Annotated in this window: 11 protein-coding genes and 1 riboswitch; of the genes, 8 read left to right on the forward strand and 3 right to left on the reverse strand. The window is 68.9% G+C overall.

Annotated elements, in window-relative coordinates:
* Positions 1 to 60 precede the first annotated feature (60 nt).
* A riboswitch (TPP riboswitch) is annotated at positions 61 to 171 on the forward strand.
* The 4 genes from ACZLZQ_RS08070 to ACZLZQ_RS08085 all read left to right on the forward strand — a co-directional run bounded on the left by ACZLZQ_RS08070 (position 163) and on the right by ACZLZQ_RS08085 (position 3814).
* Complete coding sequence (locus tag ACZLZQ_RS08070) at positions 163 to 798, forward strand: YkoF family thiamine/hydroxymethylpyrimidine-binding protein (RefSeq protein ID WP_472948907.1); 636 nt, start codon at positions 163 to 165, stop codon at positions 796 to 798. It overlaps the preceding riboswitch by 9 nt.
* Before the next feature lie 37 nt (positions 799 to 835).
* Positions 836 to 1414: an ECF transporter S component gene (locus tag ACZLZQ_RS08075; protein ID WP_472948908.1), complete on the forward strand. Its 579-nt coding sequence runs from the start codon at positions 836 to 838 to the stop codon at positions 1412 to 1414.
* The gene (locus tag ACZLZQ_RS08080; RefSeq protein ID WP_472948909.1) at positions 1407 to 3089 is read left to right on the forward strand and encodes an ABC transporter ATP-binding protein; all 1683 of its coding nucleotides are present in this window, start codon (positions 1407 to 1409) and stop codon (positions 3087 to 3089) included. The genes ACZLZQ_RS08075 and ACZLZQ_RS08080 overlap by 8 nt, the downstream gene beginning before the upstream one ends.
* Positions 3089 to 3814 carry an energy-coupling factor transporter transmembrane component T family protein gene (locus ACZLZQ_RS08085; RefSeq protein ID WP_472931474.1) on the forward strand — a complete coding sequence of 242 codons (726 nt, stop codon included), beginning with the start codon at positions 3089 to 3091 and terminating at the stop codon, positions 3812 to 3814. The genes ACZLZQ_RS08080 and ACZLZQ_RS08085 overlap by 1 nt, the downstream gene beginning before the upstream one ends.
* Here the strand turns inward: ACZLZQ_RS08085 and ACZLZQ_RS08090 are convergent.
* The gene (locus tag ACZLZQ_RS08090; RefSeq protein ID WP_472948910.1) at positions 3811 to 4356 is read right to left on the reverse strand and encodes a gamma carbonic anhydrase family protein; all 546 of its coding nucleotides are present in this window, start codon (positions 4354 to 4356) and stop codon (positions 3811 to 3813) included. The two genes, ACZLZQ_RS08085 and ACZLZQ_RS08090, sit on opposite strands and share 4 nt — an antisense overlap.
* Before the next feature lie 175 nt (positions 4357 to 4531).
* On the opposite strand from ACZLZQ_RS08090, the gene ACZLZQ_RS08095 reads away from it, so the two are divergent.
* The 4 genes from ACZLZQ_RS08095 (at position 4532) to ACZLZQ_RS08110 (ending at position 11417) form a co-directional block, all read left to right on the forward strand.
* A complete protein-coding gene (locus ACZLZQ_RS08095; protein WP_472948911.1) occupies positions 4532 to 5662 on the forward strand; it encodes a metallophosphoesterase family protein in 1131 nt (376 codons plus the stop codon).
* On the forward strand, positions 5662 to 8304 hold the full coding sequence (locus ACZLZQ_RS08100) for an AAA family ATPase (protein WP_472948912.1): 2643 nt from the start codon (positions 5662 to 5664) through the stop codon (positions 8302 to 8304). Before ACZLZQ_RS08095 ends, ACZLZQ_RS08100 begins: the two co-directional genes overlap by 1 nt.
* A gap of 377 nt (positions 8305 to 8681) precedes the next feature.
* Positions 8682 to 9911, forward strand: a complete 1230-nt coding sequence (locus tag ACZLZQ_RS08105) for a porin (RefSeq protein ID WP_472931478.1) — start codon at positions 8682 to 8684, stop codon at positions 9909 to 9911.
* Positions 9912 to 10685: 774 nt separating this feature from the next.
* Positions 10686 to 11417: a helix-hairpin-helix domain-containing protein gene (locus ACZLZQ_RS08110; protein WP_472948913.1), complete on the forward strand. Its 732-nt coding sequence runs from the start codon at positions 10686 to 10688 to the stop codon at positions 11415 to 11417.
* Positions 11418 to 11432: 15 nt separating this feature from the next.
* Here ACZLZQ_RS08110 and ACZLZQ_RS08115 read toward each other — a convergent pair whose 3' ends face one another.
* Together ACZLZQ_RS08115 and ACZLZQ_RS08120 are read right to left on the reverse strand one after the other, a co-directional pair.
* On the reverse strand, positions 11433 to 12329 hold the full coding sequence (locus tag ACZLZQ_RS08115) for an alpha/beta fold hydrolase (RefSeq protein ID WP_472948914.1): 897 nt from the start codon (positions 12327 to 12329) through the stop codon (positions 11433 to 11435).
* Positions 12330 to 12367: 38 nt separating this feature from the next.
* Positions 12368 to 12724 (reverse strand): winged helix-turn-helix domain-containing protein, encoded by a 357-nt coding sequence (locus ACZLZQ_RS08120; RefSeq protein WP_472931482.1) that lies wholly within the window; start codon positions 12722 to 12724, stop codon positions 12368 to 12370.
* Between the last annotated feature and the right edge of the window lie 133 nt (positions 12725 to 12857).

A 12857-nucleotide genomic window follows, 5' to 3' on the forward strand; every position in this document is an offset into this window, starting at 1 on the left:
GGGGTGCCGCGCCCCCTTGCGAAAAGCCCTTGTGCCCGACCTCCGCGGGGCGTAGACACGCCGTCACGACAGGGGTGCTCCGCAATGCCGGGGCTGAGACGAGGGCGCAGGCCTTCAAACCCTCAAGCTGATCTGGGTAATGCCAGCGGAGCGAGGCGAGCGATGTTTTCAGGCGCACAGATTTCCCTTTACCCGATGACCGACGATTTCGTCGCCGTCATCCTCGGTGCGCTCGGCGCGCTCGATCCCTACCGCCCGCGGTTCAGGATCGAGACCGACGACCTCTCGACGCTCCTCGTCGGCCCGCCGGAAGAGCTCTTCCCAGCAATGCGCGACCTCTTCGTTTCCGCCGCCCGCGGCGGGATGCACACGGTGCTGTCGGCCACGGTCTCGCGCGGCTGTCCCGGCGAGCCGGACGATGCGATCTGCTCGCCGCCCGAGGGAGGCTTCGCCCCGCTCGGTCCGCTGGACCAGCGCGTCGCCGCAAGCCTTGCCAAGGTCGCGGCCGCAGCCCCCACCGGCCAGACAATATCGGCGCAGTTCTCCTACTATCCGCTCGGCCGCGGCGAGCACATGGACGAGATCTACGCCTGCATCGACTTCCTCAAGCAGTCCGGCGTCTTCGACCGCTCGAAGAATTTCTGCACGAAACTGTCCGGCGATGCCGGGATGGTCTTCGCCACCCTGTCGGAAGCCTTTTTGCGCTTTGCGCCCGAGGGGGCCCACGTCGCCCTCGACGTGACCCTGTCGGCGAACAGCCCTTCGGCTGTTCGCCCGGTGTCCACCAGCCTTTCCTGACGTCCCCAGACTGACCCCTCACATCCGGAGAACTGCCATGCGAACAGGCTGGACCCTGCGCGAAACGCTCGTCGTCGCCGTCCTCGGCGCGGTTTTTGCCGTGCTCTATCTCGGCTGGGTGCAGATCTGGCTGATCGCCCAGGCCGCCCTCGGCGCCGTCTCGATGGACGTCTTCATGGGCTTCTGGTTCATCGCCTCGGTGGTCGCCGCGGCGATCATCCGCAAGCCCGGCGTCGCCTTCGCCGCCGAGGTGATGGCCGCGGCGGTCGAGATCCTTCTCGGCAGCCCCGGCGGCCTCCTTCTGATCCTCTCGGGCATGATCCAGGGCGCGGGGGCGGAAGCGGTGTTCGCCGCGACCCGCTGGCGCAACTACTCGCTGCCGGTGCTGATGGCGGCCGGCGTCGGCGCGGCGATCGCGAGCTTTATCTACACCTGGATCCGCTTCGACTACGGCGCGCTGGCGCCGGGCCTGCTGGTGGCCATGTTCGCGCTGCGCTGCCTGTCGGGCGCGCTGCTCGGCGGCTGGCTCGGCCACGCCATCGTCGCCGCGCTCTACCGGACCGGCGTGCTGCACGGGCTGAAGATCGACACCGACCGGCGGACGGCGCTTGCCTGACGCACGCCTCAGCAACGGCGGCACACCTTCCAGCGGCGGGGTGGCCGCGGCGGAATGGCGGCGGACGGCGATCACCTTCGCCGGCACGCCGACCATCGGCCCGGTCGATTTGCGGCTCCTGCCGGGCGAGCGGGTACTGCTGCTCGGCGCCTCCGGTTCCGGCAAGTCTTCGCTGCTGCTGGCGCTGACCGGGCTGGTGCCGGCGAACGTTCCCGCTGATGTCTCGGGCACGACGCGCCTGTTCGGCCGGCCCGGCGACAGCCGCTCGCCGGCCGAGTGGTCCGATACCGTCGGGCATTATTTCCAGGACGCCGACCAGGTGCTTTGCGGCATGCGTGTGCGCGACGAGATCGCCTTCGCCTGCGAGAACCTCGGCATGGCGCCGGCCGCGATCGAGGCGCGGGTGTCTGATGTGATGCAGCGGCTCGGTCTGCCCGCGGATTGGCGCGAGCGTCGCTCGCTCTCGATGTCCGGCGGCGAACGGCAGCTGGTGGCGCTCGCGGCCATCCTTGCCCAGAACGCTCCGATCCTCCTCGCCGATGAACCGACCGCGCACCTCTCGCCCGAGGCCGCGGCGCGGCTGCACGCGGTGCTCCACGACAGGACGGGCAACCGCGCCTGCCTCGTGGTCGACCACCGGCTGGACGGGCTGATCGACGCCATCGACCGCGTCGTCGTGCTCGGCCGATCCGGGCAGGTGATCGCCGAGGGGCCGCCGCGCCAGCTGTTCCGCGCAAGCCATGCCGTCCTTCGCGCGGAAGGTCTCTGGCAGCCGCTCGCCGCCCATCTCGACGCCGCGTTGATGGCGGCCGGCATCACGCTCGACCCGCCGCCGCTGACCCTCGCTGAAGCGCTCGCGCCGCTGCAGCGCCTGTCGCCTGAGCTTCAGGTGGCGGCCAGGGCTGCGGTGGCGGGTTTCGCTGCCGAGCGGCTGCCGCCGCAAGCGCGACCGCATCCGGGCGCGGACATCGCCCGCCTCGACAAGGCCGATTGCGCGCCGTTTCTCGGCCCCGTCGTGCTGCGGGAAATCTCCCTCGGGGTTCAAACCGGCGAGGTGCTGGTGCTTCTCGGGCGCAACGGGGCGGGGAAGTCGACGCTGGGTGCAAGCCTTGCCGGGTTGCTGCGCCTGAAAGGCGGCGCGCGGACCGGGGCGCCCGGCGCCATCGCCTTGCAGCATCCCGAGGACCAGTTCGCGACCGGCTCGGTCCGCGACGAGATCGACGCCATGCTGCCGTCGGCCATGCCCGCGGCGGAGCGGGCCGCGCGTCTGAACGTCGCCCTCGACCGCTTCGGCCTCGGCGGGCTCGAGGACCGTCATCCCTTCACGCTGTCCGAGGGCCAGAAGCGGCGGGTGGCGCTGGCGGCGATCGATGCCGCCGACCGCTGGCCGCTGCTGGTGCTGGACGAGCCGAGCGCCGGGCTCGACGCCGCCGGCACGGCGGACTTGACCGCGCGGATCGACGCGCTGCGCGCCCGCGATCGCGCCATCGTCGTCATCACCCACGACATGGACCTGGCGCTGCGGCTGGCCGACCGGGTGGCGATCCTCGGGGAGGGGTGCCTGAAGGCGATCGGGCCGGCGCGCGACCTCCTGCTGGATGCCCGGCTGATGGCGGAAAACGGCCTCGCCGAGCCGCTGCTCGCGCCGGCGCTGACCTGGCAGGCGGCCCGTTGATGGGCGCGGTCAACCCGCTGACGGTGCTCGGCGCTTGCCTCGCCTGGATCCTCGCGACGACCATGGTGTTCACCCCCGGCTTCCAGCTCTTCGCCATCCTGCTGTTTGCCGGGATGACAGTGGTGCTCACCCGCACGCGCGTTCTGGTGCTGCTTGGCCTGACCGTGCCCTTCGTGCTGTTCGGTTTTGGCTTCCTCACCACCAACATCCTCTTCCGGCAGGAGAACTCGGCAGTCGCGGTGTTCTCCGCCGACCTTGCGGCCTCCGAGGCCGGCCGGGCGGGGCTGGTGCTGTTTCTGCGCGCGATCGCCGGCGGGATGGTCTCGATCTTCTTTGCCCGGGCGATCGATCCCGGCGGCTTCGTGCGGGCGCTGATGGCCTATCTCCGGCTGCCCGCCGGCATCGCCTATGCGTTGTTTGCGGCCATGCAGATGGTGCCGGACCTTGCCGCCAAAGCGCAGCAGATCCGCATCGCCGACGCCATGCGGCGGGGTCGCCCGCTCCGCCGCTTTCCCTCGCCCGCCGCGATCCTGCGGCTGGTGATCCCGCTTCTCGCCTTCGCCATCCGCCGCGCCGGGCGCACCGCCATCGCCATGGAAGCCCGCGGCTTTTCGCCGGGCCGAGCGCGGACGCTGACCGACGTGCCCGGCTTTTCCGGGCGCGACGCCGGCTTCGCCGTGGCCAGCGCGCTGCTGCTCGGCGTCGCCTTCGCTATGTGGGGCTAGCCGACGTCCGAGGGTGCGCCGTCGATCCGCCTCAGGCCTTCAGCAAAGCGGCGGGCGTTGGCGACGTAGTGCGCGGCCGAGAGTTTCAGCGCGTCGGCAGTGGCGTCGTCGAGCTCGCGCACGACCTTGGCCGGCGAGCCGACAATCAGCGAATTGTCCGGAAACGCCTTGCCCTCGGTGACCAGGGCATTGGCACCGACGATCGAGTTGCGGCCGATGCTGGCGCCGTTGAGGATGGTCGCGCCCATGCCGACCAGCGTGTTGTCGCCGATCGTGCAGCCATGGACGATGGCGCTGTGGCCGATGGTGCAGCCGGCGCCGATGGTGAGCGGCAGGCCGGCATCGCTGTGCAAAATGGCATTGTCCTGGATGTTGGTCTCGGCGCCGATGGTCATCCACTCGTTGTCGCCGCGCAGGACGGCGCCGAACCAGATGCCGACGCCGCGCCCGAGCCGGACACGCCCAATCACCCGCGCGCCATCGGCGACGTAGACGCCCTCCGCCATCTCCGGTGCCGCGCCGTCGAGCGAATAGATCGCCATGCCGTTTCCTCCCGCGTGTCGCCCGGACCGTGCGGCAGCGGGGAGGGAGGGTCAAGCGCCCAGTTCCAGGCTGCGGGAAAGCGGTTGATATCCAAGGGTTGCAGGAGGGACGCCTTGCTTTTGCCCGCGCCGTTTCGCAGCAAGGTTGCTTGGCACAGCTTCAGATTGGGCGCCCGTGATCCGCTTCCTGCACACCGCCGACTGGCAGATCGGCAAGCCCTTCGGCGGCTACGAGGCCGATACCCGCGGCGAGCTGAAGGCCGAGCGTTTCCGCGCCGTCGAGCGCATCGCGCGGCTGGCCGCCGAGCGGGGCTGCGACGCCGTGCTGGTCGCCGGCGACGCCTTCGACGACAATACGGTGAGCGAGCGGGAAATCCGCCGGACGCTGGAGGCGATGGCAGGCTTTGCCGGGCCGTGGGTGATGCTGCCCGGCAATCACGATGCGGCGCTGAGCGTCTCGGTCTGGAGCCGGCTGCGCCGGATGGGGCCGCCGGCCAACCTTCTGATCGCCGATGCGCCGGTGCCGCTGACGCTCGCCGACGGTCGGCTCGTGGTGCTGCCCGCGCCGCTCACCCGCCGGCACGAGGGCGCCGACCTCACCGCCTGGTTCGACGAGGCCGAGACGCCGCCGGGTGCCGTGCGGGTCGGCCTTGCGCACGGCTCCGTCGCCAACCGCCTGCCGGAGAAGGCCGAGAGCGGCAATCCGATCGCCGACGACCGCGCCGTCCGGGCGCGGCTCGACTATCTCGCGCTTGGCGACTGGCATGGCTTCCTCGAGATCGCCGCGCGCACCTATTACAGCGGCACGCCCGAGCCCGAGCGCTATCCCGCCAACCGGCCGGGCTTCGTCGCTATTGTCGAGATCGGCGCACCGGGCGCCGCGCCGCGCGTCGAAGCCGTCGCCACCGGCCACTTCATCTGGATCTCGCGCGATCTGGTGCTGACGGAAGCCGCGGGTCTCGACGATGCGATGGCCGATCTGCGCCGGCCGAGCGACACGCTCCTCGACCTCCGCCTGTCCGGTGCCATGCCGCTGCGCGAGCGCGTGGTGCTCGACGAGCGCCTGGCGGCCCTTGGCGCCAGTGTTTTCGACCTCCGGGTTTCCGATGCCGGCCTCATCGACGCGCCGGACGAGGAGGATCTCGACCGCATCGACGTCGCCGGCTTCGTGCGCGTCGCCATCGACCGGCTGCGCCTTAAGGCCGCCGACCCCGCCGACCCGCAGCGCGCGGCGGCGGCGCTGGCTTTGCGGATGGCGTATATAGAACACGCGCGCGTAAGCGTCGCGGATGCGGGAGACGCCTGATGTATCTCGGCCATCTCACGCTCAAGGATTTTGCCGGGCTCGGCGCTGTCGATCTCGACGGCTTCGAGCCGGGGCTGAACATCATCGTCGGCGACAACGAGGCCGGCAAGTCGACCTTGCTGCTGGCGCTGCGCGCCGCCTTCTTCCAGAAGCACCGGGCGAGCGGCGAAGCGACAAAGGCCTTGGCGCCCTACGGCCGGACCGCGCGGCCCGAGATCTCGGTCGGCTTCAGCACCGGTGGGACCCCGTACCAGCTGCGAAAGAGTTTCCTCCAGCGGCCGGAAGCAGAGCTGTCCTGGCCGGGCGGCGCGCTGTCCGGTGATGCGGTGGAGGAGCGTCTCGCCGAGTTGCTGCGCTTTGCTCATCCCGGCAGCGGCCGCCCCAAGCTCGACGAGCACCAGGGCGCCTTCGGCCTGCTCTGGGTCGAACAGGGCCGCTCGCACGAGCACGACCTGAACCTCGGCGTCGGCAAGAACGCGGTGACCGCTTCGCTCGAGGGCGAGATCGGCCAGATCCTCGGCGGCGACCGGGGGCGGGCGCTGCTCGGGGCGGCAAAGGCGCTGCAGGACCGGTTCTTCACCACGACCGGCCGGATGGCGTCGTCGAGCCCGCTCGGCAAGGCCGAAGAGGCGCTCGCCGCGCTGCGAGCCGAGCTTTCGGAGAAACAGGCGCTGCGCCGCGACTACGAGGAGAAGATCGACCGGCTGCGCAGCCGGCGCGAAGTGCTCCACGCCTATCTCAGCGAGGACGCGATCGGCGCCGCGGAACGGACGGTCGAGGCCGGCGAGCGCCGCGCGCGCACCATCGAAGGCTATGAGCGCGAGCTGCAGGAGGCCCGGCGGGCACTCGACCACGCCGCCCTGCAGCGCCAGGCGGCGGGCGAGCGGCTGTCGGCGCGCGAGGACCTCGTCCGCCGCGTCCGGCTGGCGGGGACTGCGGCGCAGGAAGCGGCCGCCTCGCTCGCCGACAGCCGCAGCGCCGAAAGAGCGGGCCTTGAAGGGCTCGGCCGTCTCGAGGAAGAGCGCGTGAAAGCACGCGCAGATCTTGCGGCGGCGGAGGCTGGCGATGAGGCGGCGGCGGCCGGCGCCGAGCATCGCCGGCTGACCGCCGATATTCAGGCGCTGGAGACGCGGCTTGCCCAGGCGACAGCGCTCGCAGGGCAGCTCGCCGCCCTCTCGGCCGAGGATCTCGGTCCCGCGCTCGACGCCAAAGCGCTGCAGGCCCTTGAACAGGCCGAGCGAAAGCGCCGCGAGGCGGAGATCCTCGTCACGGCTGCCGCCCCGACGATCCGTTTCGCGCCCGAGGCGGGCAAGGGTGTGCAGACGCCGTCGGGCGCAGAGGTCGATGTGGCGGCGCCGCTGCCGGTTCTGACGCTCAGCACGTTCCTGCTCGAGGGTTTCGGCGCGGTGACGATCGAGCCGGGCGGCGATGCTGGCGAACTCCGTCGCGGTTTCGAGGCGGCGGATGCCGCCTTGAAGGCCTTGCTGACACGTCACCGCGTCGCCGATGTCGAAGCCGCGCGTCGCCGGTTGGCGCAGATCGAGGCGCGCCAGCGCGAGATCGTCCTGCTGCGGCGCCAGATCGAGACCATTCTGCCGGAGGGGGAGGCCACGGCCGCCAAGGCGCTCGCCGAAGCCCGCGCCAAGCTTTCCCGCCTGCCACCCCAGCCTGTCGGCGAAACCGCCGACGCCGGCCCCGATGCGGCCGAAGCCGCCCGCGCCCGGCGCAAGCAGGCGCAGTCCCGATCGGCCGCCGCCGATGCAGCTCTGGAGCTCGCCCGCAGCGAGGCATCCGCTCACACGGCGCGGCTCGCCAAGGCGGAAGCCGAGGCGGAGCACCTTGCCGAGGCAGCCGCCCGGTTGCAGCGCGCTCTCGCCGACGCGGAGGCCACGCGCGCGCTGGCGGCGCTGAACGAGGATCTGGCCGCCGCCGAGCTGGAGCGCAGCGCCAAGAACGCCGTGGTTGTTTTGCGCCAGCGCGATCTCGGCGAGGCCGACCCCGAGACCGCCGTCCGCTCGCTGCAGGCCAGCCGCCGGGCGCTCGAAGAAGTTCGCCGCGTCGTCGGCCAGCTGAAGGACGAGACGGCCGCCCTGGAAGGTGAGCTGCGGGCACAGGGCCTCAGCGCCCTCGGGGAGGATATCGAGCGCATCGGCGGCGAGATCGAGCGGCTCGACGCGCGCCGGCAGCGGCTGGCGCTGGAGGCGGAAGCGTCGCGGCTGCTGCACGAGACACTCGTCGGGGCCCAGCGCGATGCCCGCGAGCATTGGCTTGGGCCGATCAAGGCGCAGGTCGCGCCTTATCTTAAGCTGATCCACCCCGAGAGTGAGGTCGCCTTCGACGACGCGACGCTGGCGATCACCGGCCTTCACCGCCGCGGCGTGGCCGAGGAGTTCAAGCGGCTCTCGGCCGGCGCGCGCGAGCAGGTGGCGGTGGTCACCCGGCTGGCGCTCGCAAAAGTCCTGAAGTCCGGCGGCCACCCCGCTTTGGTGATTCTCGACGACGCGCTCGTCAACACAGACGAGCAGCGCCTTGCCCGGATGCACCTCGTCCTGCAGCTGGCAGCCGAGTCGATGCAGATCATCGTTCTGACCTGCCGCGAGCGCGACTTCCGTGGCCTCGGCGGCAAGATCTTCCGGATCTAGCCGGACGGAACCGGCAAACGACCAAATGAGGCCGTCTGCCAAGTTTGCCTGCCTTTGGCCGGATTCGGCGAAAGAACCCGCCTCATTTGCCCCGTCATTGCCGGTTCGGCGCCTAAATTAACCCTTTCTTCATCATGGTTAAGAGGGGGTGAACGAAATCGTGGCATTCACGCCACAGGGGTGTGTTCAATACGGCTCAGGACCCCCCGGAGCGCGATTGCGTGATTGCATCGAATCTCTCGCTGGGTGATGGTCATTTCAGAGAGAGACGGGGCGGTGCTTCGGACCTTTCAAATCAGGGGATGCGGCAGGGGCAGGTTTTGTCCTCGAAAAGCAAGGCCCAACCCTAACCTGTTAACTTGACTGGAGGTCAGGACATGAACATCAAGAGCATCCTGCTTGGATCCGCTGCGGCTCTCGTCGCAGTTTCCGGCGCCCGTGCTGCGGACGCTGTCGTAATGGTCGAGCCGGAGCCGGTTGAATACGTTCGCGTTTGCGACGTTTACGGCGCTGGCTTCTTCTACATCCCGGGCACCGAGACCTGCCTGAAGATCGGCGGCTACGTCCGCATGCGCGTTAACGCTGGCGACCACGCCAACATCGACGACCTCGACGACGACAGCGGCAACTCGGGCTTCAACAGCCGCGTTCGTGCCCGCCTCGACTTCGATGCCCGCGAAGAGACCGAGCTCGGCACCCTGCGCGCCAAGGTTCGCGTTCAGGCTACCAACCGCGGCGACGGCTTCGGCACCAACGACGCCGGCTACGGCATGGACGAAGCCTACATCCAGCTCGGCGGTCTGACCGTTGGTTACCTCGACTCGCTCTGGGCCGAGCGTGACGGCCTCTTCACCGACGCCGACTGGTCGGTTGGTGACTACCAGCAGAACCGCATTTCCTACACCTACACCGCGAACGGCTTCTCGGCCGCTCTCTCGCTCGAAGACGACGGCACGGGCGATTTCGTTCCTGACGTTGTTGCTCAGCTCGCCTACGAAGGCGCATGGGGCGAAATCTACGCTTCGGGCGTCTACGACGAGCAGGAATTCGGCAACACCTACGGCGATTTCAGCAACCAGATCGACTATGCTGACGGCAACCTGAACATCATCCGTACCCGTGATTTCCAGTCTGACAGCGACGCGTTCGCCATCAAGGCCGGCGTCACGCTCAAGGACATCTTCGTCGCCGACTCGCAGTTCAAGGTCGAAGGCCACTACGCCACCGACCCGACCGAGTACGCTGTCACCGACTACGTCTTCGGCGACAACTACGGCCTCGGCGTCAACACCTACGCTTCGAACCTGCCGAGCGAGTACCAGATCGGTGCTGGTTACCAGCAGCAGTTCGGCAAGGTCTTCGCTGCCATCTCCGGCGTCTACGGCAAGACCTTCGACCTGAACACCACCGTGTTCAACGTTGCTGGCGTCAACAGCTTCAACTCGAGCGGTGCTGACTACTACGGCGGTGCTGTCAACCTCGGCTACCAGATCACCACGAACCTCTCGGTTCTCGGCGAAGTCTCGTACCGCGACGTCGACCTGCCGGCTGGCATCGACAACTACGACCAGACCGGCGGCTTCCTGGAACTGAAGCGCACCTTCTAATCGATCCCAAAAGATCGATCTGACGAGAAGCCCGGCGGCAACGCCGGGCTTCTTGCGTTTCGGCTCCCGCGCTGGTCGGGTGGGTTGCCGCCTGTTGGTCCGGACGTGTCTGTCGACCCTGACAAATGTCGCGCCGCCGATCAGCGTCCCCGGTTCGCGAAAGGAGCCTTCCTTGCTGTCCTTGGCCGCCGATCTCTGGCTCTTCCTGATCATTGCCCTTGCCGCCGGCTTTTTCGTCGGCCGCTTCTTCTAGAGGGGGAAGCGCTGGGCCCGGACCGGGAGCTCTCCTTTTTCCTTCCATGCCTTCATGCTGGCGAACCGTTGCCGTCTGCCCGGCTGATGACGAGCCTCGGACGTGCTCCCCGTGAACGTCCGGACGTCCTTGAGGCAGACTTGCCGGCAGGAATGCCGCCCTCTGGTCGTGCGACTGCAATCGGTGTGCCGCGCCGGCGCTAGCGTTTCCCCTGCACCGCACTAGTTTCGGTGGACCAACGTCCGGCTTGCGGAGACGCCACGATGCTGACCTTCCTCACCCGAACCTTCCTGCTCCTCGCTGCTGCCTTCAGCCTCGGCCTCATCGGCGGGCGCGGAACGCGGGGAACACGCGGGCCGCGCGGGGGCGCCAGGTCTGACAATGCGGTTCCGAGTAGGGACGCCCGGCCCCGCGGCAATGAACAAACAGACGCGCGCCGGCCGGTCTCTGGTACGGCCGGTTCGGCAGGGGCGGCGGGGACGCCCTCCGGCCACGGAGCCGAGCCAGTCTCGGGGGCCTCGTTGCCGACTTTTGCGAGCTATGGCGGAAGTGGCTTCTCGGCCGCCGTTATTGTTGATGATGAGGCGGGAAGAGACGCCTCTTCGCTAAATTCCGACCCCGCGCTGCTCGCGTCACCCGACCCGCACGGCAGGACCGGCACTGCCGAGGCGCGCGCGGCTTTGCCGGACGATCCGCTGGCAAAGCGGCACGGCAGCGACGAACTGGATTTTCGGACGGTCGACTACGGCAATGCAAAGGCAGCAGAGCGATCGGCGGCGGAAGCGCGGTCGCGCGATGACGGCTGGACTGTCCCCGAGGAGACCACTGGCGAAAGCCGGCCCGTCTACGACGAGAGCTTGGCGGCCTTCAAGTCCGGCGGCGGCTCGGGTGCGGTTCACGGCGCGCCCGACCCCGACGCTCCCCGCAGTGACGCAGACGCCGCCGATGGCGCGGCAGCTGAAGCTGGCACGTCGGACACGCCATTGGCCTCGTCGGTGGCCAATCAGGAAACTCCGGCCCAGCTTGGGACGGCGCGTGACGGCGGTCCAGACGATCTGACCCGCATCGAGGGCATTGGCCCGTCGATCGAACGGCTGCTGTTCGACAATGGCGTCTTCCATTTCGACCAGATTGCCGGCTGGTCGACGGAGCAAGAGCACTGGGCGGATGATCTCACCGGCTTCCGCGGCCGGGCGGCGCGTGAGAAATGGGCCGAACAGGCCGCTCGGCTGAAGCAAGCGTCTCCGATGTAATTCAAGCCGTCCCGGTCAGTCGATTGTCGCGGGCTTCCTCGCCAATGCAGCACGGGCAGCCAAAGCCAGGATTGCCGAGGGCAGTTCGCCGGTCTCCAGCAAGGGCGCGTGGCCTTGACCCGCTACCTCAATCGCCCGTAGGGCCGGATGCTGTTCGCCCATCGTCTTGACCGTCTCGCGGCTGAGGAGACGGGAGTGCTCCCCGCGGATAACGAGGACCGGCACCGCGTGCAACGCCGCAAACGCGGGCCAAAGTTCAGGGAGAGGCTGGTCGAGATCCAGCAGAGCCAGCGCCTCGGTAAGACGCGGATCGTAGTCCCCGACGATGCCCGCCGCCGTCTCGGTGTGGCCGGCTATCGCATATTCCGCAAAATCCGCGTCCGTGAGAGCCGGAAACGTAGGGCTGAGCGCGGCGCGGACACGGGATATCGCGGTCTCCCAGTCCGGAGCGGGCGGCTGACCCGCGAGGTAGGCCCGGATCAATGCTAGGCCTTCGGCTTCGATCCTCGGCCCGGCATCGTTCAAGACGGCGCCAGCAATGAGCCTTGGCTGGAGCAAGGCCAGCACTTGGATGATCAAGGCCCCACGCGACGTCCCGACGAAGACCGCCCGCTTGATACCGAGATGCGCAAGGCCCGTCAGCACGTCGGCGGCTTCCCGCGGCACGGTGTAGGACGAAGGGTCCGCCGCCCAGGCGGAGCGGCCGCGGCCGCGATAGTCGAAGGCGATTAGCGGTGGTGAACCGGGCAAGCATGCGATTGCCTCGGCCAGAGCATCGAAATCGCGGGCATTGCGCGTCAGGCCGGGCAAGCAGACGACAGGGAGGGCATGCGAAAACGCACCGGGGTGACGCCGTCCCGACAGGCGGAGGCCGTCATCGCTCTCGAAGAAGAAGGTTTCGACGTCGGTCATGGGCTGCCGCCTTCGCTTGATCCGCCGGCGTCAGCCTATCACGCTGGTGGGCTCGGGGACGACAAGGCCTCTTCCAGCGCCGAAATCTCGGCCGCCGCGCCCGCCATGATCTTCGCCTCGGCGCATCGGTAGAGCGTGACGACGCTTTCGCCGAGTTCAGTCAGCACAGCTCCGCCGCCATTGCGACCACCGCCACGGGTTTCGACCACGGGTTCGCGGAACATCTTGTTCATCTCGTCGACCAGCAGCCAGGCGCGGCGGTAGGACATGCCAAAATCGCGTCCGGCGGCGGCGATCGAGCCATTGCGGCGGATCGCCTCGAGCAGCGAGACCTTGCCGTGGCCGAGGCGACGATCGGCAGCAAAGTCGAAGCGAAGCGTCACCTGCGCGGACATCGAAGGTCTCTCATTCTCTGCCGCCATACCGGAGGGCCGTGGCGACGATGGCCGGTCGCGGTTCTGCTCAACTTGGGTCTGATGTCGGACGATGCGGCGGGCGCGGCCAAGCCGCTGACAAAGTCGCGTTAGC

The organism is Mesocryomonas lacus, assembly GCF_055730105.2.

Bases quoted from the DNA above. Each gene is read 5' to 3' on its own strand.
- ACZLZQ_RS08070 (WP_472948907.1), top strand. From the start codon at position 163: ATGTTTTCAGGCGCACAGATTTCCCTTTACCCGATGACCGACGATTTC.
- ACZLZQ_RS08075 (WP_472948908.1), top strand. From the start codon at position 836: ATGCGAACAGGCTGGACCCTGCGCGAAACGCTCGTCGTCGCCGTCCTC.
- ACZLZQ_RS08085 (WP_472931474.1), top strand. From the start codon at position 3,089: ATGGGCGCGGTCAACCCGCTGACGGTGCTCGGCGCTTGCCTCGCCTGG.
- ACZLZQ_RS08090 (WP_472948910.1), bottom strand. From the start codon at position 4,356: ATGGCGATCTATTCGCTCGACGGCGCGGCACCGGAGATGGCGGAGGGC.
- ACZLZQ_RS08100 (WP_472948912.1), top strand. From the start codon at position 5,662: ATGTATCTCGGCCATCTCACGCTCAAGGATTTTGCCGGGCTCGGCGCT.
- ACZLZQ_RS08105 (WP_472931478.1), top strand. From the start codon at position 8,682: ATGAACATCAAGAGCATCCTGCTTGGATCCGCTGCGGCTCTCGTCGCA.
- ACZLZQ_RS08115 (WP_472948914.1), bottom strand. From the start codon at position 12,329: ATGACCGACGTCGAAACCTTCTTCTTCGAGAGCGATGACGGCCTCCGC.
- ACZLZQ_RS08120 (WP_472931482.1), bottom strand. From the start codon at position 12,724: ATGTCCGCGCAGGTGACGCTTCGCTTCGACTTTGCTGCCGATCGTCGC.